Origin of the sequence: Bartonella sp. P0282 (assembly GCF_048452985.1) — a bacterium.
Lineage (GTDB): Bacteria > Pseudomonadota > Alphaproteobacteria > Rhizobiales > Rhizobiaceae > Bartonella > Bartonella choladocola.
In genome coordinates this window covers 19,176-43,030 of the sequence record NZ_WTFO01000003.1, presented here as the reverse complement: position 1 = coordinate 43,030, position 23,855 = coordinate 19,176, and the positions used below count along the sequence as shown (strand labels likewise).

16 protein-coding genes and 1 tRNA gene are annotated in these 23,855 nt (G+C 46.5%); 12 read left to right on the top strand and 5 right to left on the bottom strand.

The features are described 5' to 3' along the window. Positions 1–507 precede the first annotated feature (507 nt). Entirely contained in the window at positions 508–3,993 is a 3,486-nt protein-coding gene (gene carB / locus GQS64_RS09235) for a carbamoyl-phosphate synthase large subunit (RefSeq protein WP_077992908.1), read from the bottom strand. Between the two features lie 218 nt (positions 3,994–4,211). Between carB and GQS64_RS09230 the strand changes: the two genes are divergently transcribed. Both GQS64_RS09230 and GQS64_RS09225 read left to right on the top strand, forming a co-directional pair. Continuing rightward, positions 4,212–5,108: a neutral zinc metallopeptidase gene (locus GQS64_RS09230; RefSeq protein WP_198231378.1), complete on the top strand. Its 897-nt coding sequence runs from the start codon at positions 4,212–4,214 to the stop codon at positions 5,106–5,108. 476 nt (positions 5,109–5,584) lie between these two features. Then, positions 5,585–6,856, top strand: coding sequence for an MFS transporter (locus GQS64_RS09225; RefSeq protein WP_198231655.1), 1,272 nt, complete (start codon positions 5,585–5,587; stop codon positions 6,854–6,856). Positions 6,857–7,184: 328 nt separating this feature from the next. On the opposite strand, the gene carA is transcribed toward GQS64_RS09225, so the two are convergent. Next, entirely contained in the window at positions 7,185–8,381 is a 1,197-nt protein-coding gene (gene carA, locus GQS64_RS09220) for a glutamine-hydrolyzing carbamoyl-phosphate synthase small subunit (protein ID WP_198231377.1), read from the bottom strand. A 259-nt stretch (positions 8,382–8,640) separates the two neighbouring features. On the opposite strand from carA, the gene GQS64_RS09215 reads away from it, so the two are divergent. Further along, positions 8,641–9,093, top strand: a complete 453-nt coding sequence (locus GQS64_RS09215; protein WP_077992896.1) for a GatB/YqeY domain-containing protein — start codon at positions 8,641–8,643, stop codon at positions 9,091–9,093. A 267-nt stretch (positions 9,094–9,360) separates the two neighbouring features. Here the strand turns inward: GQS64_RS09215 and GQS64_RS09210 are convergent, their stop codons facing one another. After that, on the bottom strand, positions 9,361–9,612 hold the full coding sequence (locus GQS64_RS09210; RefSeq protein ID WP_077992894.1) for a GlsB/YeaQ/YmgE family stress response membrane protein: 252 nt from the start codon (positions 9,610–9,612) through the stop codon (positions 9,361–9,363). Between the two features lie 445 nt (positions 9,613–10,057). On the opposite strand from GQS64_RS09210, the gene dnaG reads away from it, so the two are divergent. The 4 genes from dnaG (at position 10,058) to GQS64_RS09190 (ending at position 15,343) form a co-directional block, all read left to right on the top strand. After that, positions 10,058–11,986, top strand: a complete 1,929-nt coding sequence (dnaG, locus tag GQS64_RS09205; RefSeq protein WP_198231376.1) for a DNA primase — start codon at positions 10,058–10,060, stop codon at positions 11,984–11,986. A 406-nt stretch (positions 11,987–12,392) separates the two neighbouring features. Further along, complete coding sequence (gene rpoD, locus GQS64_RS09200) at positions 12,393–14,417, top strand: RNA polymerase sigma factor RpoD (protein ID WP_077992891.1); 2,025 nt, start codon at positions 12,393–12,395, stop codon at positions 14,415–14,417. A 66-nt stretch (positions 14,418–14,483) separates the two neighbouring features. Beyond that, on the top strand, positions 14,484–14,774 hold the full coding sequence (locus tag GQS64_RS09195) for an HlyU family transcriptional regulator (RefSeq protein WP_198231375.1): 291 nt from the start codon (positions 14,484–14,486) through the stop codon (positions 14,772–14,774). Positions 14,775–14,875: 101 nt separating this feature from the next. Next, positions 14,876–15,343, top strand: a complete 468-nt coding sequence (locus tag GQS64_RS09190) for a YcgN family cysteine cluster protein (RefSeq protein WP_369805258.1) — start codon at positions 14,876–14,878, stop codon at positions 15,341–15,343. Between the two features lie 509 nt (positions 15,344–15,852). Here GQS64_RS09190 and GQS64_RS09185 read toward each other — a convergent pair. Next, a complete protein-coding gene (locus GQS64_RS09185) occupies positions 15,853–16,587 on the bottom strand; it encodes an SIMPL domain-containing protein (protein WP_198231374.1) in 735 nt (244 codons plus the stop codon). 152 nt (positions 16,588–16,739) lie between these two features. On the opposite strand from GQS64_RS09185, the gene GQS64_RS09180 reads away from it, so the two are divergent. From GQS64_RS09180 to GQS64_RS09160, 5 genes are all read left to right on the top strand, one after another. Next, positions 16,740–16,816: transfer RNA gene (locus tag GQS64_RS09180), tRNA-Ile, on the top strand. 689 nt (positions 16,817–17,505) lie between these two features. Further along, positions 17,506–17,703, top strand: a complete 198-nt coding sequence (locus GQS64_RS09175) for a hypothetical protein (protein ID WP_077992888.1) — start codon at positions 17,506–17,508, stop codon at positions 17,701–17,703. A gap of 818 nt (positions 17,704–18,521) precedes the next feature. Then, positions 18,522–19,964: an NAD-dependent succinate-semialdehyde dehydrogenase gene (locus GQS64_RS09170; RefSeq protein ID WP_198231373.1), complete on the top strand. Its 1,443-nt coding sequence runs from the start codon at positions 18,522–18,524 to the stop codon at positions 19,962–19,964. Positions 19,965–20,085: 121 nt separating this feature from the next. Next, positions 20,086–21,240, top strand: a complete 1,155-nt coding sequence (locus GQS64_RS09165; RefSeq protein WP_077992885.1) for an iron-containing alcohol dehydrogenase — start codon at positions 20,086–20,088, stop codon at positions 21,238–21,240. Between the two features lie 383 nt (positions 21,241–21,623). After that, a complete protein-coding gene (locus GQS64_RS09160) occupies positions 21,624–21,830 on the top strand; it encodes a hypothetical protein (protein ID WP_198231372.1) in 207 nt (68 codons plus the stop codon). Positions 21,831–22,214: 384 nt separating this feature from the next. On the opposite strand, the gene GQS64_RS09155 is transcribed toward GQS64_RS09160, so the two are convergent. Next, positions 22,215–23,537 (bottom strand): MFS transporter, encoded by a 1,323-nt coding sequence (locus GQS64_RS09155; protein WP_198231371.1) that lies wholly within the window; start codon positions 23,535–23,537, stop codon positions 22,215–22,217. Between the last annotated feature and the right edge of the window lie 318 nt (positions 23,538–23,855).

Below are 23,855 nucleotides of genomic sequence, written 5' to 3'. Positions count from 1 at the left end.
TCATGACTGGCGGGGGCGGGATAATTTTGTTTAGCGGCGCAGTCATTTCTTGGGCGCTGAGCAATCCGGTCGAAAAGCATAAAACGTTGCAAAGTCTGTTGTGTGGCTAAATAAACCACGTAAAGTTGTGTGCCAGAATGAGCCGGATAAAAATGTTCATTCCGGTAAAATCCGTAAGTTATTTCAGGCCTGGCGGCTTGAAAGCAGGCTCATATGATTGGCTGCGGGAATAGATAAGCTCAATCAGGAAGTGTTTTTGTCGTGTGAAAGTTGAAACAGGTCAGGGCTTGAGGGGCTAATGCCTTGAAGGCAGGCGGCTAATGGCTTGAAGGCAGGCACTTGGAAATGGAAGAGTGATGGTTAAGCCCGATCGAGAAGTGTTTTCACCCCGTGGCAGCTAAAACAGGGTAGGCCTTCGGGCTTGATGGCTTGAAGGCCAGCACACGGGATGGGGTGGAGAAATGAATAAGCCCACGGCAAGTTATGCTTTTGCCGTGGGCCAGACGATTATTCGGTATATTCTTGCAGCGAACGCACTTGAATTGTGCCATTCTGCAAAGCTTCTATTGCGTCAACAACCGATATAGCGCCCGACATTGTCGTGTAATAGGGAACCTTTTGCATCAAAGCCGCGCGACGCAGCGATTTTGAATCAGAAATTGCACTTGCCGTATCCGTTGTATTGAAAACAATCTGCACCTGACGGTTGCGAATAGCATCTTCAATATGCGGGCGACCTTCGAGAACCTTGTTGATCTTCTTGGCCTTCACGCCATGCTGTTCGAGAAATTTTTGTGTTCCTGTTGTTGCAAGAATGGAAAAACCGAGTTTTGCCATGCGCTTGACAGCGCCAAGGACGCGGGTTTTATCATCATCCTTGACGGACACAAAAAGTGTTCCTTCCCGTGGCAAATCATTTCCTGCACCAAGCTGCGCTTTGGCATAAGCAAGAGCAAAGCTGTAGTCGAGCCCCATGACCTCGCCGGTTGAACGCATTTCCGGTCCAAGCAAGGTATCAACGCCCTGAAAGCGGGCAAACGGGAAAACAGCCTCTTTCACAGCAATATGCGGTTTTTTCTGGGCTTTTGGTCTTCCGCCATAATAATTGATTGTTTTTTCGAGCTTTTCACCGGCCATGACACGGGCAGCCACCTTGGCAATCGGCCGTCCGATTGTTTTGGCAACAAAAGGAACGGTACGGGAAGCGCGCGGATTAACCTCAAGAATATAGATAACGCCTTCTTTGACGGCATATTGCACATTCATCAAACCGCCAACATGAAGCGCTTTGGCAAGCTCGATTGTCTGGCGTTTCAACTCTTCAACGATTTCAGGCGATAATGTGTGAACGGGGAGCGAACAGGCCGAGTCACCCGAATGGATACCGGCTTCCTCGATATGTTCCATAATACCGGCAACGAAAGTATCTTCGCCATCGCACAGGCAATCGACATCAACCTCGATTGCATTGGTGAGGTAGGTATCGAAAAGAAGAGGATTTTTGCCGAGAAGTGTATTGATCTGGCCGGTTTTGTCGTTCGGGTAATGAGCCTTGATTTCTTCGGGAACCAGTTCGGGAACAGTGTCGAGAAGATAGGATTGCAAATTGCGTTCGTCATGGATGATTTGCATGGCGCGGCCGCCAAGCACATAAGACGGGCGCACAACCAGCGGAAAGCCCAGATCATTGGCAACAAGGCGCGCCTGTTCGACCGAATAGGCAATGCCGTTTTTAGGCTGCGTCAAATCAAGCTTGATGAGCAGTTTCTGGAAACGGTCTCGGTCTTCTGCGAGATCAATAGCATCGGGCGAGGTTCCAAGTATCGGAATGCCGGACTTTTCAAGCGAGGCTGCAAGCTTCAAGGGGGTTTGCCCGCCAAATTGGACGATAACACCGACAAGTTCGCCTTTTTCTTTTTCCGCTTCGAGAATTGAAAGCACATCCTCGGCAGTCAACGGCTCGAAATAAAGCCGGTCGGATGTATCATAATCTGTCGAGACAGTTTCCGGATTGCAATTGACCATAATGGCTTCATAGCCGGCATCATGAAGTGCAAAAGCGGCATGACAGCAGCAATAATCGAACTCGATACCTTGTCCGATACGGTTAGGGCCGCCACCAAGGATAACCACCTTTTTCCTGTCGGAAACATCGGCTTCCGAACGCATTTTACCGGCGAAAGGCACTTCATAGGTCGAATACATATAAGCAGTCGGTGAAGCAAATTCGGCAGCGCATGTATCAACGCGCTTATAAACCGGCTTTACATTGAGTTCATGGCGCGCTTTTGTAACCTCTTCGGTTTCAAGACCGGTAATGCTGCCAAGCCGCGCGTCTGAAAAGCCCATGGATTTAAGCATACGGAAATTCTCCGCATCCTTCGGCAGGCCTTGTTCGCGCACACGCTGTTCCATGTCGACAATCGAGGCAATCTGTTCAAGAAACCACGGGTCGATTTTGCTGATCTGGTGAATTTCGTTTAATGGCATCCCCATGCGCATAGCCTGCGCAACAAAGCGCAAACGATCAGGCGTCGGTGTGCCGATAGCGGCACGGATAGCATTTTTCTCATCGCCTTCAGCGTGTTCGGGAATAGAGATTTCGTCAAGACCGGTTAAGCCGGTTTCAAGCCCGCGCAAGGCTTTTTGCAAAGATTCCTGAAAAGTACGGCCAATTGCCATAACTTCACCAACCGATTTCATCGCCGTGGTCAAAGTATGCGAAGCACCAGGGAATTTTTCAAAGGCGAAACGCGGAATTTTGGTAACGATATAGTCGATTGACGGCTCGAACGAAGCCGGTGTTGCTCCGCCGGTAATATCGTTTTCCAATTCGTCCAATGTGTAGCCGACAGCCAGTTTTGCGGCAACTTTGGCAATCGGAAAACCGGTCGCTTTCGAGGCAAGGGCGGAAGAACGCGAAACACGCGGATTCATTTCGATCACAATCAAACGGCCATTTTCCGGATTGACTGCAAATTGCACGTTGGAACCGCCGGTCTCGACACCGATTTCGCGCAAAACCGCAATCGAGGCATTGCGCATCATCTGGTATTCTTTGTCGGTCAAAGTCAAAGCCGGTGCGACTGTAATCGAGTCACCGGTATGAACGCCCATAGGGTCAAGATTTTCGATCGAGCAGACGATGATGCAATTGTCCTTTTTGTCGCGAACAACTTCCATCTCGAATTCTTTCCAACCCAGAACACTTTCTTCAATGAGAACTTCTGTGGTTGGCGAAGCTTCAAGCCCGCGTTCGATAATTTCATAAAATTCCGAACGGTTATAGGCAATGCCGCCACCGGTTCCACCGAGGGTGAAAGACGGGCGGATAATTGCAGGAAGTCCCACAACATCGAGAGCTTGACCGGCTTTACCGGTTGCATGGGAAATATAACGCTGTTTTCTGTCGCCTTCACCCAAATGCCAATCATGTTCGAGTTTTTCGAGTGCTTTATCAAGCTCGTCACCTTCAAGCTCGGCCTTGAGCTTGTCGCGCATTGCGTCGTGGCGTTTGCGATCTTCTTCCTTGATTTCGGTTGCATTGGCAAGCATGGATTTCGGTGTTTCAAGACCGATTTTTGCCATGGCTTCACGGAACAATGCACGGTCTTCGGCTTTGTCGATTGCCTTGGCATCGGCCCCGATCATCTCGACATTATAACGATCGAGAACACCCATACGTTTTAGCGATAAAGCTGTATTCAAGGCAGTTTGCCCGCCCATAGTGGGAAGCAGTGCATCCGGCTTTTCGCGGGCAATAATTTTGGCAACAACTTCCGGTGTTATAGGCTCGATATAAGTGGCATCGGCAAGATCGGGATCGGTCATGATTGTTGCCGGATTTGAATTGACCAGAATGATCCGGTAGCCTTCTTCCTTCAAGGCTTTACAGGCCTGCGTTCCGGAATAGTCGAATTCGCAGGCTTGACCGATAACAATAGGCCCCGCACCGATGATGAGAATGGATTTTATATCTGTGCGTTTTGGCATGGCTGCATCCTATCGCAAACACCCGCGCAGGAAAAAACTGGCAGGTTCAACATTTCTTTTTTTAAGGCTAAGCCTGCCTTATAGGTAAAGTCGGCGTGAAAGTAACCCCCTAAATTTTGCTTTTCCTAATTTTTTTTGCTTTACTAAGGGCGGGAGCCTTCTCTTCCTGGAGGAGGAAGTTATATGCTCTTTAATAAAGTAAGCGTGAGGAGTGGCTTATGCGGTGGGAAGGTGGCAGACAAAGCGACAATATTGAAGATCGTCGTGGCGAAGAAAATAGTGGTGCAAGTCCGGTTTTTCGCACAGGTTTGAGCGGCATCGGTTTTGCATTATTGTCGCGTGGCGGTTTCAAGGGAATTTTCATTCTTGCTGTTATTTTTCTGGGGCTTAGCTTCTTCGGCTATAGTCCGACACGTTTTCTGTTCGGTGATGGCGCGCTGGTGAACGAACATAGTGCGTCATCGGGAACGAAAACACCGTTACAGACAAATGACCGGCGCAGCCGGTTCATCGCAACGGTTCTTGCCGAAACCGAAGATACATGGGGTGATATATTTCGTCGGCATAATGCCAAATATAAGCCCCCCATACTCGTGCGTTTTTCCGGCGCGATTGATTCGCCATGCGGGCTTGCAACGGCAGCCGTCGGCCCTTTCTATTGCCCTGCCGATCGGAAACTTTATCTTGATGACGAATTTTTCGACAAACTGGCGACCCATTTCGGCGCACCGGGGGAATTTGCCCAAGCTTATGTTATTGCGCATGAAGTCGGCCACCATGTGCAGAATTTGACCGGCGTTCTTGACCGGATGAATAAAGCGAGGGCAGGCGCCGATACTTCGACTGCCAATGCGCTTTCGGTGAAAACGGAATTGCAGGCTGATTGTTATGCCGGTGTGTGGGCACATTCGACAGAAGATGACGGGCTATTGGAAGAAGGCGATGTCGGGGCGGCATTGAATGCGGCGGCAAAAATCGGCGATGATACGCTGCAAAAACAGACCCAAGGCTATGTAGTGCCGGATAGTTTTACCCATGGCACTTCCGCACAAAGAGTGAATGCTTTCAAAACCGGTTACCAATCAGGTAAAATGGAATCATGTGACCATTTTTGAAAGATTATGGCGAATTTAAATCATTCCGGCAGGATTTGGAACAGTCTAGCCGTGCCGTTTCAACCCTGCCTTAATGTTGTTTCAAATCCTGCTTTCAAAACTGTTGCGAGTGTTGTTCTTTGCCTGATTTATGTTCGGGGGTCAATTTTTCAAAGCAAATATAAAAAGCACAAATAGATAGTCATTTAGCGATCATTGCCAGTCGTGGCGGTCGCCCTCTCCCCATTGTTATTTCTACATAGCCAAAAGAGTGCTTCCACATGTTATGACTGCTGACATAATGTGAATGATGACCGGTTGTGAATGATAGGGGCGTCAAATCCGGATTTTGGTTGTAAAACTATCAGAAACAGTTATTGGCAAATATAACCGGTTTTAAAAATTTACATGTTCATGGCTTTATTATCCATCTTTTGGCTTTTCTTGCCCGATTATTCGGCCTATTAGGCTTTTTAAAAGCAGCACGGAAACTCGTTATGTCGCAAAGTCTCGATGCAAAATTTGTTCACAAGGGACTTGTTCTGGTCTTCATCACGCTGTTACTGGATATTATCGGCATTGCGATCATTGTGCCGGTTATGCCGGAATATTTAAGCCAATTGACCGGCGATAGCATTAGCCGCGCTTCGGTTGATGGCGGTTTTCTGCTCATGGTCTATTCGACCATGCAATTTCTGTTTGCTCCCTTTATCGGCAATCTTTCCGACCGTTTCGGCCGACGGCCAATTTTACTATTATCCATTATCACTTTTGCGATCGATAATTTTATTTGCGCCATTGCGTGGAGCTATTCCATGCTTTTTATCGGCAGAATTCTTGCCGGTATAAGCGGTGCCAGTTTTTCCACCTGTTCGGCTTATCTTGCCGATATTTCCGACGATAACACCCGCACACGCAATTTCGGTCTGATTGGCATTGCATTCGGGGTCGGCTTTTTTCTGGGGCCATTGATTGGCGGCATTCTGGGAGAAATGGGGCCACGCATTCCTTTCTATTTCTCGGCCGGATTGTCGTTCGTCAATTTCATTTTCGCCATGTATATGTTGCCTGAAACCTTGCCGGTGTCACTACGCCGCCCCTTTGACATCAGAAGGGCAAATCCGGTTGGCGCATTGCTGGAATTGCGGCATTATCCGACTGTGCTTTGGGTTGCTTTTGCTTTCTTCCTCTATTGGCTTGCAGAAGCGGTTTGGCCTTCAACTTTGGCTTTTATGGCCAAAGAACGTTATGGCTGGAGTGAATTTTCCATCGGTTTTGCCTATGGTGTTTTTGGCATCGGACAATGCATAGTGATGGGATTGCTTTTACCTTATATGACAAGGCATTTGAGCAACTGGAAAATTTCTATGGTCGGGCTTCTCTTTGCGCTTGTAGGCATGGTCGGTTACACCTTCGCCTTTGAAGGTTATATGCTTTATGTCGTTTTCCTTTTCACTATGCCGGAATATATCGCCCACGTGCCAATGCGCTCGATTGCTTCTTCCCAAGTGCCAGCCAATGCGCAAGGTGCGCTTCAAGGCGCTTTGACATCAATAACCTCCATCACGTCGATGATCGGGCCGATATTCTATACGTCGATTTTCAGCTATTTCACCAGCGACACAGCACCGTTCAAATTTGCCGGCGCCCCTTGTGCAACCGCATTTTTCGTGTTGCTCGCAACAACTCTGGTTTTCGGCTTTTTTGTTCGTGAAGATAAAAGTCCGCGTTTGACAACATATCAACTTGACGATCATCGGGAAAAATAAAAAACCTGACGGAGTTTTTCCATTTTTTTCAAGAAAACAGGTGGCGTGTTCAAAAGCGGATAGCGCGTTTTATGCGAATTTTTTTGGGGCTATGCGCCCCGTGTTCCGGTTTAAACATGACGGCTCAAAAAAAGCCGCATTTTGCCCACCGTAACATAGGCTATATCATGTGGTCGTTTGCAACGCGTTTTTTAAAAAACACGATTAAAAATACCCGCTAAATGGATAATAAAAAACCCGCAAAAAGTTGCGGGTTTTTAAAACTCTGGAACTTCTGCGCTTTTATGAAACCGCCAACAAGTTGAACAGAAGCTTATCGTTTCACCAATTATGCCGCTTTTTTATGTTCGCGGATCATTTTTGCAAATTGCTGGAACAGATAATGGCTGTCCTGTGGACCGGGCGAAGCCTCAGGGTGCTGTTGCACCGAAAAGACGGGCTTGCCGACAAGCCGGATGCCGCAATTGGAACCGTCAAACAGCGAGATTTGCGTTTCTTCGACACCTTGGGGAAGGGTTTTTGCATCAACCGCAAAGCCGTGGTTCATGGATACAATTTCCACCTTTCCGGTTTCTTTATCCTGAACCGGATGGTTTGCACCATGATGTCCCTGATGCATTTTGACGGTCTTTGCACCCATTGCCAGAGCAAGCAATTGGTGACCAAGGCAAATGCCGAACATCGGAATGCCTGTCTCGACGAGCTTTTTAATCATCGGAACGGCATATTCGGCTGTTGCTGCCGGATCACCGGGACCATTCGACAGGAAAATGCCATCGGGATTCAATGCCAATATTTCTTCAGCCGTGGTTTTGGCAGGAACGACGGTGACACGTGCTTCAAGTCCGGCAAGCAGGCGCAGAATATTGCGCTTTACGCCATAGTCGACCGCAACAATGTGAATATCTTTCTTCTTTTCGTGACCATAGCCTTCATTCCATACCCATGGCGTTTCATCCCATTCGGATGTTTGGCCTTCGGTTACATCCTTTGCAAGGTCAAGCCCGACGAGCCCGCTCCACTTGCGAGCGCGTTCTTTCAAAGCCTCGACATCAAAAACGCCGTTCTTGTCATGGGCAATCACCGCATTGGTAAGGCCGTTTTCGCGAATAAACGAGGTTAATGCCCGTGTATCAATGCCGCAAAGAGCGATGATGCCACGCTGGGTGAGCCATTTGTCAAGACCTTCTGCAGCGCGATAATTCGAGGGGTGGGTAATATCGGCTTTGAAAATAGCACCCACAGCACCATGGCGCTGTGCCGGTGTCAGATCTTCTATATCTTCGGCATTGGCGCCGACATTACCGATATGCGGGAAAGTAAATGTTACAATCTGGCCGGTATAGGAAGGATCGGTGAGGATTTCCTCATATCCGGTCATTGCAGTGTTGAAGCAGACTTCCGCTTCAATGGAACCTGTTCTACCCAAACCTTTACCTTCAATGACGGTTCCGTCTGCTAATACCAAAAGCGCAGTGGGTTTTGTGGTGCCCCAAGGTAAAGTCGTTTTTGTTGTATTAGTCATCGCTCACTCTCAATTAAACGTTGGTTTAAAACGGCGCGTTTATTGTTCGCACTAAAAAGCCGCAAGCAAATGGCATCTGCTGGGCGTTCGAGTTTTCCAATCTTCGGCTAAGGTTTGTGATATAGGAGCTTTGCTCGGCAAGGTAAAGAGCAATAGAAGTCTTTTTCATGGCTTTTTCCATTATTTTTAATGCTTTCCATTGCATGAACGACAGCGATTTTGTAGACCAAGACAAATTTCCACAGGAGGGAACAGAACCATGTTGCGTGATGACATTAACAATGCGTTGAAAACTGCTATGAAGGAACATGATAAAGCCCGCCTTTCAACCCTTCGTCTTATCAATGCAGCCGTCAAAGACCGCGATATTGCCAATCGTGGCGAGGGAAAGCCCGCCGTTGATGACGCTGAATTGCAGTCCATTCTCGCCAAAATGATAAAGCAACGTGAGGAATCGGTTAAACTTTATAACGAAGGTGGACGGCCGGAACTGGCAAAAGCCGAAAGTGACGAAATCAATGTTATTCGCGAATTTTTGCCCCGCCAATTGGACGATAGCGAAGTTGATAAGGCAATTTCCGAGGCACTGGAGGCCACAAGCGCAGAAAGCCTGCGTGATATGGGCAAGGTCATGGCCTGGCTGAAAGAACGCTATAACGGGCAGATGGATTTTGCAAAAGCCGGTAGCGCCATTCGTGAAAAACTGAAATAAGGTCGAAGGTTTATCTTCCGTTTCGGGAACAACCGGAATTTTCAAACCGGTACTTTTTAAACAAGCACTTTGGCATAAAAAGCGCATGGGTATAGAAAGCATTTTTGTCAAAATTCACTTTGAAAGCACTTGAAATTCGCTTTGAAAGCATAAAGGCACCCTGAACGGGTGCCTTTTATGTTTTATGATTTTGGCAAACTATTTGTTCACCTCGAAACGGCGTTTGCGAAACGGGATTTACGAAACGGGGTTTGATTTCGTGAAACTTTACGAACGGATCAACCGGCCAAGCCAGATAAGAATGCAGGCCCCGATAAAGCCGGAAATCAAATATCCGAAACCACCGGCAAAAGTCACACCGAAAAGGCTGAACAAGAAACTCGCCAGTGACGCGCCGACAATGCCGAGAATGATATTCACAATAAGGCCGGTATTACTTTTCATAAAAGTTTTGGCTGCCCAACCGGCCAACCCGCCAATAATGATGGCGGCAATCCAACCCACACTTGCGTCGTGCATAAATGTCTCCTTTAATACGAGCAAATTTTATTAAAAAAGGTTAGGGCGGGCTTCCTCTTCTTCAAGTGGCAGGAAAATATCATCATTCATTTTCCATGATTGTCAGCTTCCATGATTGGCAGAAAAATATGTGCCGATTTTCGGTCAAAGCCGATGCGATCGCTGTGAGTCACAAAGTCTGTTTTATTCGACCTTGAATTGTCATGGCATTATGGCCGATAAAAGCGATATAGCCTTTTTCGTTCAGCTTTGGTTTTAAACTTTTATCGACTGTTCAAGGTGGTCTATTTGCGTTATCCGCTCGATTTGTGTCCGGTTTTTCAATGACATGTGAAACAGATGGCATTTTAAAACAAATGCTTAACCCTCTTTTCAGGCGAGGTGTTGGATTCGGCTGCAAGAATGGTTAAATTAATAAAACCGGAACCGGAGACTACGAGAAGTAATGCGTTTTTCACCCGATTTTCTCGACGAGATACGTGCGCGCCTGCCAATTTCAACCGTGGTAGGCCAAAGGGTGAATTTTGACCCTAAAAAAAGCAATGTTTCGCGCGGCGATTTTTGGGGTTGTTGTCCTTTCCATGGTGAAAAAACACCAAGCTTCCATTGCGAAGACCGAAAAGGCCGTTACCATTGTTTCGGCTGCGGAGCGAGCGGTGATATTTTTACTTTTGTCACCGAGATTGATGGCATTCCTTTTCCGGAAGCGGTCGAGCGGCTTGCCAATCAGGCCGGTGTTCAAATGCCGGTGCGCGACAAGGACACCGAGCGACAGGAAAAGATCAAAAAAGATCTTTATGATGTCATGAATATTGCGTCTGCCTTTTTCCAAAGCAAGTTGAAATCGCAGGAGGGAAGCCTCGCCCGTAGCTATCTTGAAGGGCGGCAAATGCCGCAAGCAATGATTGATCGTTTTCATATCGGTTTTTCGCCGGATTCGCGCAATGCCTTGAAGGATGCACTCATTGCCAGGGATATTTCATTAAAACAGATGGAAGATTGCGGGCTGGTTGTTGCTGGTGAAGATAACACGCCACCTTATGACCGGTTCAGAAACCGCATCATGTTTCCTATTGCCGATTTGCGTGGACGCATTGTCGCTTTCGGCGGGCGGGCAATGGACAAGAATGTACGGGCAAAATATTTGAATAGTCCGGAAACGGTGCTCTTCCATAAAGGTAAAATGCTTTATAATGCCGCCACTGCCCGAAAGGCTGCACAGCCGAAAGCGCAAGAAAGCGCAAAGCCTGTCTATGTTGTCGAAGGTTATATGGATGTGATTGCCATGGCAAAGGCCGGAATTGACACGGCCGTCGCCCCGCTTGGCACAGCTTTGACCGAAGACCAGATAGCGCTTTTATGGCGCATGACACCCGATCCGGTCTTCTGTTTTGATGGTGACGAGGCAGGTATCCACGCGGCTTTTCGCGCCGCAGAACGCATTTTGCCGGTTTTGAAAGCCGGTGTTTCTGCCCGTTTTATTCTGCCCCCCGATGGCAAAGACCCCGATGATATTGTAAAGGCGGGCGGGGCAGACAGTTTGAAAGTCGAGCTATCAAAAACCATCCCGCTTTCCGAATTGTTGTGGCGCAGATACACGTTCGGCCAAACATTTGAAACACCGGAAGCGCGCGCGGCTCTCGAGCGGGAGATCAAGTCGGTCATTTTCACGATCAAGGATGAAAGTTTACGTCATTATTATTTGCAGGACTTGCGTGAACGTTTGCGCAATCTGTTTCGCCCTGCTTTTTTCAAAAATAATGGCAAGAATTATCGTGGTAACCGGAACTTGAACACTATTGGCGGCGGGCCAAGTGCAAGTTTGGCCAATTCCAATCTTGTCAAAAATTCGGCAAGTTTCATTCCGCTCAGGGAAGCGGCGATTCTGATGACTTTGGCTTCCCATCCCGAACTCTGGTATGAAGACTTTGAAACCTTGGCCAAGCTTGAATTGCAAAATCCTGCTTTAATCGGCCTTCATCGTGCAATGCTTGAAATTATGGGCGAGTGGCAGCCTGATGATGCCGATGCGATGATGAAGCTTTTGAAACAAAAAGGTCAGGGGCAAATTCTTGGCCAGATCCACGATGTATTGAAGAAGCTCGGCTTCCGCTGCGCTTTTGCCGAAGCACCTATCGAAGATGCCAGAGAAGCCTTAAAGCAGGCTGTCTACTTGCATCTGCGCGCGCATAACCTACATAAGAGGTTACGAGACATCGAAGCCGAATTATTGGAAAAATCGGATAGCGGGATGTTTTCCCTGCTCGGTGATGTAAAATCAGAACTTGAAAAAACCGAAGCTGTCGAAGCTTTGATTGATGGTTTTGGACGATGGAAAGAAGACGAATCAGAACAGAATGAGTCGGAAAAATAATAAATGATTCGCTTTTTGTCCGCGAATCAGCCACGAAAGCCCAGTTGTGCTATAATAGGCTGGAAAAATATCTGTTTAGAGTATCAGAGTGAGGTTAATGAGGCGGGGAACTTATCTTTTAATGACGATATGGCACGGGTGCAAGTGCTATGGTATTTTGGAACATTTCTGGAAGATCGGTGTTGAAGAAAAATCAGGCAGGATTTTTGCAATCTCTTGAAAAGAAAATCTCCTACATTAATCTTTTTTAAAAAAATGGCGGCTTTAAAAGTTTTTCAATTGAAAGATAGGCCGCCGAATTTGCGGGCAAGTTGGCCAGAGATAACGGCTGTAAGTGAAGAATGAGTAGAAAGTTGCAAAACACAATTCTTGAATGTGCGATGTGACCGAGCGGAGTTAACACGGAATGGCAACAAAGGTAAAACAGACAGAAAATGCAGAGACCGAGCGCGAGGTTAGCGGCGATGGTCCTCTTTTGGATCTGTCCGATGATGTCGTAAAGAAAATGATCAAGGCTGCGAAAAAACGCGGTTTTGTGACAATGGACGAATTGAACGCTGTTCTTCCTTCAGAAGAGGTAACTTCCGAGCAGATCGAAGACACAATGGCCATGTTGTCTGACATGGGTATCAATGTTGTGGAAGACGACGAAGAGGCCGAAGCCGAATCCGGTTCCGAAGAGGAAGAAACATCCGAAGGCGGCGAACTGGTGGAAGCTGGCGGTCGGGCGCTTGCAACAACATCAAAACGTGACCAGAACGACCGGACAGATGATCCGGTTCGCATGTATTTGCGTGAAATGGGTGCTGTCGAACTTCTTTCTCGCGAAGGCGAAATAGCGATAGCCAAACGTATCGAGGCCGGTCGCGAGACAATGATTGCTGGCTTGTGCGAAAGCCCGCTTACTTTTCAGGCGCTTATTATCTGGCGTGAAGAACTCAATGAACAACGCATTCTCTTACGCGAGATTATCGACCTTGAAACCACTTATGCAGGACCTGAAGCAAGACAGGCACCGGTCATCGAACATATCGAAGACTTGAAGCCCAAGGAAGAAGCTCCCAAGCGTGTGGCTCACGATGACGATGATATAACCGATGTTGGCGGGGAAACCATCGAGCCGGATGAAGATGACGAGGATGACGACGAAAACAATCTGTCGCTTGCAGCGATGGAAAACGAACTTCGTCCCCAAGTTATGGAAACTTTGGACTTCATCGCCGATACTTATGTAAAATTGCGTAAATTGCAGGATCAGCATGTTGAAAGCAGTCTCGCCGACCATGATGAAGGCGCGCTGTCTCCTGCGCAAAAGAAAAAATACAAACAGCTCAAGGATGATCTGGTCAAAGCTGTCAAATCATTGTCGCTTAACCAGAACCGTATCGAAGCGCTGGTTGAACAGCTCTATGACATCAACAAACGTTTGGTAAAAAGCGAAGGCAAGCTGAAGCGCCTTGCCGATTCTTACGGCGTACGCCACGAAGAATTCCTGAAACAATATCAGGGGCGTGAAATGGATGCCGATTGGGTTAATTATATTTCCACATTGCCCGGTCATGGCTGGAAGGAATTTGCCACAAGGGAAGCCAAAACCATTCAGGAATTGCGCAGCGAAATTCAGATGTTGGCGCAAGAAACAGCAATTTCGATCGGCGAATTTCGCCGTATTGTCAATCAGGTCCAGAAGGGCGAGCGCGAAGCTGCTATTGCCAAAAAGGAAATGGTGGAAGCCAATTTGCGTCTCGTTATTTCGATTGCCAAGAAATATACCAATCGCGGTTTGCAATTTCTTGACCTTATTCAGGAAGGCAATATCGGCTTGATGAAAGCTGTCGATAAATTTGAATATCGCCGTGGTTACAAATTTTCCACTTATGCAACATGGTGGATCCGTCAGGCCATTACCCGTTCGATTGCCGATCAGGCTCGTACAATCCGTATTCCGGTTCATATGATCGAAACGATCAACAAAATCGTGCGCACTTCACGCCAGATGTTGCATGAAATCGGGCGTGAACCAACACCGGAAGAATTGTCGGAAAAACTCGCTATGCCACTTGAAAAAGTGCGCAAGGTTCTGAAAATTGCCAAAGAGCCGATTTCTCTTGAAACGCCCGTTGGTGACGAAGAAGATTCACATTTGGGCGATTTTATCGAAGACAAGAATGCGCTATTGCCAATTGATGCAGCCATTCAGGCGAATTTGCGCGATACGACCACACGTGTTCTTGCCTCTCTCACCCCTCGTGAGGAACGCGTTTTGCGTATGCGTTTCGGTATCGGCATGAATACAGATCATACTTTAGAAGAGGTCGGACAACAGTTTTCGGTTACCCGTGAACGTATCCGCCAGATCGAAGCAAAAGCATTGCGCAAGCTCAAACATCCGAGCCGTTCACGCAAGTTGAGAAGTTTTCTCGATTCATAAGATTTATGCAAAAGGCGCGAAATCTTGCGGTTTCGCGCCTTTTCGTTTTTCAAGCAAGGACAAACCATGTCATTTTTGCAGAGGCTTTTTGGCAAATCTCCACGCGCTTCAACTGAAAACGCAGAAATCGACGGCGGCCAGACAGAATATAAAGGCTTTATCATTTCCGCGACGCCTTACAAAAATGAAGGCCAGCTCCAGAGTTGTGGCGTTATTTCAAAAACCGTCAATGGCGAGACCAAGAGCTACCGCTTCATCCGTGCCGACCGTTTTACCAATCTCGATGATGCCATCGCCATGATTCATATCAAAGGCCGCCAGATTATTGACGAGCAGGGCGAGCGTATTTTTGAATAATAGCCGGTTTTCGGTATTTGCAACAGCGCGCATTTGTCGTGAACCGAAAAGCCCGCACCGTTTCCGGCCTGTTACGGCAACAAGCTTTGAACGAAAGCCGGATGAAAGAATTGAGCATGGACAATCTTCCATTCTATAAAACGAAATCGTTGGAGCAAATGACTCCTGAAGAATGGGAAAGTCTCTGCGATGGTTGCGGGCTGTGTTGTTTGCAAAAGCTGGAAGATGAAGATAGCGGCGAAATTTTTGTCACCGCTGTCGCTTGCCGTTTGCTTGACGCGAAAACCTGCCAATGTAGTGATTATCAAAATCGCAAGTCCATTGTTCCCGATTGCCTTTATCTTGACATCGAAATGGTGCGCTCGGTGCGCTGGTTACCGGAAACTTGCGCCTATAAGCTGGTTGATGAAGGAAAAGACCTGCCGTCATGGCATCACCTTGTTTCGCATAATCGGGAAAGCGTGCACCAAGCCCATATTTCCGCTCGCGATAAAATTCTCGCTCATGAAGACGACCTTATCTCGGACGAAGATTATCTTGATTACATCATCGGCCCGATTAACGGCTGACGTTCAAGGATTTTGAGACACTTGTTCCGTTTGCCTGTTGGAATAGGTATTTTGAAGAAACGCGGGAGATATAATGTAAAATCGTGTTTCCAGATAAACGGCAACAATCGGAAGTTACAGTGAGCATTTGTTAAGGCCGTGACAAATCAAATGTGACAGAATTTTCGTGTCAAAAACCGAAGCTTTCCCAAATCGACCCAATTGAAGCCTTATGAGAATACCCCCCCTTTATCCGAGAACTTCTGCGAATTTTTAAGGAAAGAAAAATCCTTGAAAGTTTATTTGGGCTTGAATGCCACTCCTCTTTATGGTGTGCTTCATAAGTGACGCGTGTTCCTGTCCGGTAAGATTGGTGTGCTCATAGTCTCATGCTTCATAGTCTCTCGCTTGCAAACATCTTACCAAATTGACCGGCGAGACCAAGCCACAGACTAAACCTATGGCCGTTTTCCCGATAAATGCTATGCCGGAAGCTAACCAACGAATAGCAGCACCGGAAGCAGTTCTCATTATTGTTCGATAGCAAATGTCATTGTCACATTGACTTTGTAATCAAGTTCACCGGAAGAAAAATTTGTTTCATTCCGATATGCTGTGGCACTTGCACTCATAAGACGGGGCATCATCATATTGCCTGAATTATCTTCAGCAATGGTAATGACGTTTCCAAGTTTCACATTTGCGCTTTCAGCCAAAGTTTTGGCCTTGGCTATGGCTTCCGCGACAGCTTTTTTCCTTGCATTTGTCAGGTAAGGCTTTGTATCGGCATTGGTAAACGTAATACCGTTTACAGAATTGACACCCAACTTCATCGCTTCATCAAAAATCTTGCCGGCCCTGTTTATATCGCGCACACGCACGCTCAAACTATTGGAAACACGGTAAAGAGGTGTATTTGCCTTTTTGTTTTTTTCTTGTTCCTCGACACGGTAAATAGAAAGCCCCGAAGTCATCAGATCGGCATTTTCGATCCCATCTTTCTTGAAAGCATCAAGAACCTTGTTCATTGTTCCATTATTGGCACTCAATGCAGAATCGGCGGTTTCCCCTTCGGTCTCGACAGCCAGATTGATAATGGCGATATCGGGTTTTGCCTGTTCGTCTCCGCTTGCCTGAACAACAATGACAGGTTCTGTTTTATTCACATTTTGCGCATGAAGAGCAAGCGGCGAAGTGACACACAAAAAGGTAGCACAAGCAGCAATTATTTTGGCGTTGCGGGGGAAAATACGGGACACTGTCATTTACTCCTCATTTTCAATAAGTCTCTGTCTTTTAGATAGAGTTTCAGGGGCAAGATAAAAGCTTGAAGCGCTAAATTTTTCAAAAAGGTGAATAAGTTGACATGGGGGCACTTGTGCTGACGAAAATTTTAGGTTATTGCGGGGCTTCCGTGGGGCCTGTAGCTCAATTGGTTAGAGCCGGCGGCTCATAACCGCTTGGTTGGGGGTTCGAGTCCCTCCGGGCCCACCACTTTCCGTTTATCCCTATAATATCTTGTTTTTATTGTCTTATTTATAAGGCGGGTAGACAGAGATTCATATTTTACCCTGTTTTTATAATTTGCCAGTGGCAAGCGTTTTGCTTGCGCCACTGTAGCCGGTCGCGCGGTTTTGCAGTATTTGACATGAGCTTTTGCAGAAAACCGTTTTTATAAAAAACATTTATCACTTGAATTATTTTCACTACATGCATGGGAGTTGTGGCGCATGTTTTAGTGACTACTTATAAGTGGAAAACGAAGAATAGAATAAAGTGTCGTCGGGGAGTGGTTTTAAAAAAAACATCTCGAACGGCATAATTAAGAAGTCGGCAATACAGCGCTCCTTTGCCTCTTGGGGCATTGTCCGGGCGTTTGTTTGTCGATATGGCTGGTTTATAACAGAATTTCAACGTCTATATCGCTCTGTGGTATTTGTCCAAAGTGGCAAGAATATTTGTTTGTCGGGCATTTTCTCCCGAACTTTTGTAAAAGGGGCTTAATTCAGGCGAACCGGAATTTGTCTGCGTTGACCGATAGTGTGCCAAGCAAAAATATTTGAAAAACCGGCCTCTAAAACTCCGATTATAAAAGCCGGTGACTCTCTTCAGATTTGAAGTCGAAATCCTTGACTCTGCTACCTGATGGGAACATCACATTCCTGCAAAAGGAGTGAGAAGAAGTGAGTGAAGTTAGACAAAAAGACTATCAACAAGATGAAATTGACCATCTGATTGCAGATTATAATGGTGATGTTAAAACCTTGATTTCAAGGCTTTTGGACGAGCGTCAAATGCTCATCCGCCAAGTTGAAGTTGCTGCCTGTGCCATGTCTTTCGGTTACGGGCGCGGTTGGAAACCGAAAATTCCTGTAAAATGAGTCTTTAGTGTTTGCCCCTTTTCCGTTGCGGTGCATTTCATTTAAAGCCGCAAATTCTTTTTTAAATTTCGGGGTCAGTTTATAAAAAAGCGCGATGTCTAAATTCATTAGACTCGCGCTTTTTTAGATTTTCATGTTTGAAGTTGCCATCAAACAAATTTTAAATCCGGAGTGATTTTGCGGAAATGATAACCGGAAATCCGTTTGTTTTGATGTTCGATATAGCCTCATTGAATTTCACCGGATTTTCAATGTCCCCGGCATTTGCTATAGGCAATCGGAACCGGATTTTTTAAAAAAATATATCCGTCGCGAGAAAATTTTCGTATTTTCGTTATCGACAGAGCGTGAAGACGGGCATTCCAACGGAAAAACAAAACTTGCTTTCTTTCAGAATGTTCTGGAAAGAAAAATGGCGCAGAAATATGGGGCTCAGTCAAAACCGGCAACGACAATCAATTCGGCAATAATAAAGTTTCCCGCTTCAGCGGTTAAAACCGCGTTTTAAAGCTGTTCTATTGTTCATATTTTTCGGCGCGGACGCTTTTAGCAGTTTTGATAACAAGATCGGGAATTTGCGGATGCCGCAAGATGATAACGCGATGGCGATCATTCTGTGGAATGCGGTGAAATTATCGTTATACAAACGATCTATTGAACAGCACCGTCCTTGCTCTTTATCAAAAATACCCATACCATAACTTTAAAATGGCCATAGTTTTTAAACAGCCATAGTTTTTTAACGGCTTGGCTTTTTCGTCAAAAGCTTGACAATATGCGAGGGGAGCCGCGAGCCGACGGATTCAGGAGGAATAAGAATGAAATTATCGGATAATGGTCTTTTGAAAGACAAATGCCTGATTGATGGCAAATGGCTTTCTGCAAAAAGTAATGAAACAATTGCCGTTACCAATCCCGCAGATGGTACAGCCGTTGGAAGTGTCCCTTCACTTTCGGCTTCGGAAGTTGACAAAGTCATCGAGGCTTCAAATGCTGCACTTGAACAATGGCGTGTGAAGACCGCTTCCGAACGATCGAAGATTTTGCGCAAATGGTTTGATCTTATGATTGCCAATGCAGATGATCTTGCAATGATTATGACCAGCGAACAGGGTAAGCCGCTAAAAGAAGCGCGCGGCGAAATCATCTATGCTGCTTCCTTTGTAGAATGGTTCGCAGAAGAGGCCAAGCGCACTTATGGCGATACCATTCCCTCGCCCCAGGCGAAACAACGTATTACCGTTATCAAACAGCCTGTCGGTGTAACCGCTGCAATTACACCGTGGAATTTTCCTGCGGCCATGATTACGCGCAAGGCTGCGCCTGCACTTGCTGCGGGTTGCACGATGATTGTGCGGCCTGCAAGTTTAACGCCGCTCACCGCGCTTGCATTGGGCGAACTTGCAAATCGTGCAGGGATACCTGCTGGAGTTTTGCAAATTATTACGGGTAAATCTTCGACGATCGGTAAAGTGTTGACAGATAGCAATGTGGTACGAAAACTGTCCTTTACCGGTTCGACAGAAGTCGGGCGGACACTCATGGCCGAATGTGCACCGACGATCAAGCGTATTTCGCTGGAACTAGGCGGTAATGCACCTTTCATAGTATTTGATGATGCGGATCTTGATGAAGCGGTTAAAGGAGCAATTGCATCGAAATATCGCAATGCCGGACAAACCTGTGTTTGTGCCAACCGTCTTCTTGTTCAGGAAGGCATTTATGACGCCTTTACCAAAAAACTTGAACAGGCAGTCAAAGCTTTGAAAATTGGAGACGGACGCAAATCCGATACCGATATAGGGCCAATGATTGAAGAAAGTGCCTTGGACAAAGTTGAGGCGCACATTGCCGACGCTGTAAAGAAAGGCGGTAAGCTTGTTTGTGGTGGTAAAAGACTTGGTGGCCTTTTTATAGAACCTGCAATTGTAACCGGAGTTACGCAGGATATGCGCTTTGCCCATGAAGAAACGTTCGGACCGGTTGCACCTTTGTTCAAATTCAAAACGGAAGATGAAGCCATCAATATGGCGAATGATACAATTTTTGGTCTTGCCGCCTATTTTTATACCCGCGATTTCAGCCGTGCGGTCAGGGTAAGCGAAGCTCTCGAATATGGAATGGTCGGCCATAATACCGGTTTGATTTCCAACGAAGTCGCTCCCTTTGGTGGTGTCAAACAGTCGGGCCTCGGACGTGAAGGGTCAAAATACGGCATAGAAGAATATCTGGAAGTCAAATACATATGCAGTGCTCTTTGATGATCGTCGCCTGTGTTCAGGAGAAGTGATAAAGCCGATGAAAAAGCCGCAAGTTTAAACTTGCGGCTAAAGCTGAAAAAACAAGTTTCAACACCATCTTGAAGATGGAAGAGGAGGGAATATGCAAGAGTTCACTTTTGACGCCGTGCCGTCAATCACCGTCAAGTGGGGCGGTGCGCAGCAATTGGGAGAATTTGTTGAACAATATTATGAAGAGCGGAAGGTGCTTATTGTCACCGATGGCAGTCTTCATAAAGCAGGCCTTCTTGAAAAACCGAAGTTATCTTTGGAAAAGGCCGGTTTCAAAGTTGCTGTGTTTGACAAAGTGGTTGCCGATCCGCCGGAAAATATTGTGCTTGAATGCGTAGAAAAAGCAAAAGCGGCAGGAATTAACATTGTTATCGGTTTGGGTGGCGGATCATCTATGGACGTTGCCAAGCTCTCGGCTGTGCTTATCCGTTCGGATCAGAAATTGCAGGATCTTTATGGCATTGGCAAAGTAAAGGGTAGCCGTTTGCCACTTATTCAGATACCGACGACGTCCGGTACCGGTTCGGAATCTACCAATATTACGATTTTGACAACCGGCGAAACAACCAAGATGGGTGTTGTTGCCAATCAGCTTTATGCCGATAGAGTTCTTCTGGATGGCGAATTGACAGTCGGTCTGCCAAAATTGCAAACCGCTGCTACCGGTATCGACGCGATGGTTCATGCTATTGAAGCCTATACCGGAAAATTGAAAAAGAACCCGCTTTCCGATGCTTTTGCCCGCGAAGCACTAAGATTGTTGTCGGCAAATATCGTAACTGCTTGCAATGACGGACATAATAAAGAAGCTCGTCAGGCAATGCTGCTTGGAGCAAATCTGGCCGGGCAGGCTTTTGCAAATTCGCCGGTCGGCGCAGTTCATGCTTTGGCCTATCCGTTGGGTGGCCATTACCATTTGCCGCATGGCCTTACCAATGCACTCATGCTCGGTCCGGTTTTACGGTTTAATATGAAAGCGGCTGCCCATCTTTATGCGGAGCTTGGTGATGTTGTTGGTACTCATGCAAAAGGCACTGAAATAGAACGCTCCAAAGCTTTTGTCGAATTCATGGAAAAATTGATGAGGGAAACCGGTGCACCACGCCATTTAAAGGAAGTGGGCGTGACAGATAACAGTTTGGCATTGCTGGCAAACGACGCCATGAAGCAAACAAGATTGCTTGTCAACAATCCCGTCGAGGTGACAGAAGCCGATGCACTCGAACTTTATCGGCAAGCGTTCTGATTAACGCTTTTTTTGAGACACGTTGAATTGGTTCCATAACCCGTCAAAAACGGGTTATGGTTTTTTTACGCTTGAACTTTAATGGATGGTGAACCCGAATTTATTTTCCGTTTCTACCTTTGTGAAGCGAGCTTTCCTCGATCATTTTCGCATCAAAAAATTGGTGTTTCACCGGTGTTTCAGCTCAAACCCGATTCAAGCTTAATCGTTGAAAAGATTTATTTGAAACGCCGGTTTTACGTTCTTGCCGCCGGCTGTTCTTTAACGCTCATATTGTCTTTGTTTCTCTGTATCGTGTTTTAAGCCGTCCGGTGAAAGGAAAATATATGGCCTGAAGGAAAGGAAAAAACCGTTTTAACAAGCACAATATAGGCTTCGGACAAATGGAAATGATGGGGCAGGGGAAATATGATGGGGCAGGGGAAGGGAAAATTGGTTTTCAGCCTGATGCAAAGCGAAAGACCTACAATAAGAAAGAGACAATGGCGAAAAAGGAAGAGGGAATGAATAAACAAGGCGGGAATGGACGATTGAAGCGAAAGAACCGGCAACGAATAAAACAGGGGGAAATCAGGTTAGTGAATGGTTGAAGAGGTTCTAAAGGATAATGAAAATGTGTGGGGGAAACAGAAGCACGGGCGAGGGGCAAAGATAAATTGAAGCGCTGTTAATGCCTTTGAGAGATGAAGCGTGAATTTCGGGTGGATGTGCAGGCAAGAAAAACCGACAGAAAAAACCGAACCATAAAAACCGAGCCAGAAAAAACGGATAAGAAAAACGGATAAGAAAAACGGGCAAGAAAAAACGGGCAAGAAAAAAGGACAAGAAAAACGGGCAACAAAGCGGAAGCATGTTGTTGTTCCGCTTATATTATTGCCCGTTTTTTTTAAACCGGATTAAAAAATGTTCTTAACCGAAGAGCCGCACGACCGGTTTCGGTGACAGCTTGGCTACCGGTTCCAGTAACAGCCGGATTACCGGCTGATGGATTCGAGTGTGCGGCCTCGCGTTTCTTCCCCTAAAACGATGATGACAATCGCAACCGCAATGAGTACTCCGGTGAACATTATGAACACACTGGAAAATGCGGCTGCACCTGCTGTCATCATGTGGGTGACGACCATCGGGGCAACAATGCCGCCAATCCGGCCGATGGCGGAAGCCCAACCGGAACCGAAAGCGCGGATATTGGCCGGATATTGTTCGGGCGTATATGAATATAGAACACCCCACGCACCGAGGTTGAAAAACGACAACAAGCAGCCCCACAAAATGATGAGGCCATCCGATGACGCCTGTCCGAAGAAATAAGCGCATATTGCACAAGCAGCGATAAAGCCGGACAAAGTAGCCTTGCGACCGAGTTTTTCAATCAACCAGGCTGCTGCCATATAGCCGGGAAGCTGTGCCAGAATAAGGATCAATGTGTATTTGGATGATTTGACTATGCTGAAGCCGTGTTGTTCCAAAAGGCTGGGGAGCCATGTGAAAATACCGTAATAGGAATAGACAATGCCGAACCATATGAGCCATAGCATGATCGTGCGTCTGGCAAGACCGCTTGACCACAATTGCGTGAAAGAGACGTTGTGCTTTTCGGCAACGGGGGCGACTTCGATTTTTTCCACCACCGGAATGCCTGCTTCTTTTTCGAGTTGGCATACGATTTTATGAGCTTCCTCAATGCGCCCGCGATTAATGAGATAGGGAATGGATTCGGGAATTTTGCGCCAGATATAGAACACATAGAGTGCCGGTATGCCGCAAATGATGAAGGCTATTTGCCAACCGTAAGACGGGATAACAAAAAAGGCGATAAGCGCAGCCAACAGCCAGCCCACCCCCCAGAAACTTTCCAACAAAACGATGAAGCGTCCCCGTACGCGTGCCGGAACATATTCACTGACGAGACTGACCGCAACCGGCAATTGCCCGCCGAGACCGAAGCCGACAACGAACCGGAACACCAGTAGCCATGTCAGATCGGGTGCAAGACCGCATAAGGCGGTCGCAATACTATAAACAACAAGTGTTGCTGCAAAAACTGTCTTTCGACCAATTCGGTCGGCTATGCCACCGGCCAATACGGCACCGATGGCCATTCCGACAAATCCTATACTGACAACCCACGCCTTTTCCGGCGCTGCCAACTGCCAGCTTTGCGATAAACGCGGCATGATAAATGCGATAAGGCCGGTATCCATAGCATCGAACATCCAGCCTAAACCGGTTACCAGCAATAATCTGTAATGAAAACGCCCCAGTGGTAGACGCTGTACGCGCGAAATCAGATCCATTATATCCTCTTCCCAGTTGAAGTTTTGAAGTGTAATTTTCAAAGAAACAATTTATTATAATATTGTAAAAATTTGTAAACACTATTTTTATATCAATTTTTATTTATTGAATTAAATTTATAATAATTATAAATAAGTAAAACGAATAAACCCCAAGTTAAAAAAATATTTTTATTTGGAACTGTGTTCAATAATCTCGACCGGTAAGCAAAAATGAACGAACCTGAGACATGAACCAGTTCTCCTGACCGAAGTGGCGTAATACTATAAGTGATAATAACATCTAATGGAAGACGAAAATTGAATACAATAGCGGTA

Excerpts from the sequence above, each read along its gene's own strand:
- carB (WP_077992908.1), bottom strand. The coding sequence starts at position 3,993 with ATGCCAAAACGCACAGATATAAAATCCATTCTCATCATCGGTGCGGGG.
- GQS64_RS09230 (WP_198231378.1), top strand. The coding sequence starts at position 4,212 with ATGCGGTGGGAAGGTGGCAGACAAAGCGACAATATTGAAGATCGTCGT.
- GQS64_RS09225 (WP_198231655.1), top strand. The coding sequence starts at position 5,585 with ATGTCGCAAAGTCTCGATGCAAAATTTGTTCACAAGGGACTTGTTCTG.
- carA (WP_198231377.1), bottom strand. The coding sequence starts at position 8,381 with ATGACTAATACAACAAAAACGACTTTACCTTGGGGCACCACAAAACCC.
- GQS64_RS09215 (WP_077992896.1), top strand. The coding sequence starts at position 8,641 with ATGTTGCGTGATGACATTAACAATGCGTTGAAAACTGCTATGAAGGAA.
- GQS64_RS09210 (WP_077992894.1), bottom strand. The coding sequence starts at position 9,612 with ATGCACGACGCAAGTGTGGGTTGGATTGCCGCCATCATTATTGGCGGG.
- dnaG (WP_198231376.1), top strand. The coding sequence starts at position 10,058 with ATGCGTTTTTCACCCGATTTTCTCGACGAGATACGTGCGCGCCTGCCA.
- rpoD (WP_077992891.1), top strand. The coding sequence starts at position 12,393 with ATGGCAACAAAGGTAAAACAGACAGAAAATGCAGAGACCGAGCGCGAG.
- GQS64_RS09195 (WP_198231375.1), top strand. The coding sequence starts at position 14,484 with ATGTCATTTTTGCAGAGGCTTTTTGGCAAATCTCCACGCGCTTCAACT.
- GQS64_RS09190 (WP_369805258.1), top strand. The coding sequence starts at position 14,876 with ATGAAAGAATTGAGCATGGACAATCTTCCATTCTATAAAACGAAATCG.
- GQS64_RS09185 (WP_198231374.1), bottom strand. The coding sequence starts at position 16,587 with ATGACAGTGTCCCGTATTTTCCCCCGCAACGCCAAAATAATTGCTGCT.
- GQS64_RS09170 (WP_198231373.1), top strand. The coding sequence starts at position 18,522 with ATGAAATTATCGGATAATGGTCTTTTGAAAGACAAATGCCTGATTGAT.
- GQS64_RS09165 (WP_077992885.1), top strand. The coding sequence starts at position 20,086 with ATGCAAGAGTTCACTTTTGACGCCGTGCCGTCAATCACCGTCAAGTGG.
- GQS64_RS09160 (WP_198231372.1), top strand. The coding sequence starts at position 21,624 with ATGGAAATGATGGGGCAGGGGAAATATGATGGGGCAGGGGAAGGGAAA.
- GQS64_RS09155 (WP_198231371.1), bottom strand. The coding sequence starts at position 23,537 with ATGGATCTGATTTCGCGCGTACAGCGTCTACCACTGGGGCGTTTTCAT.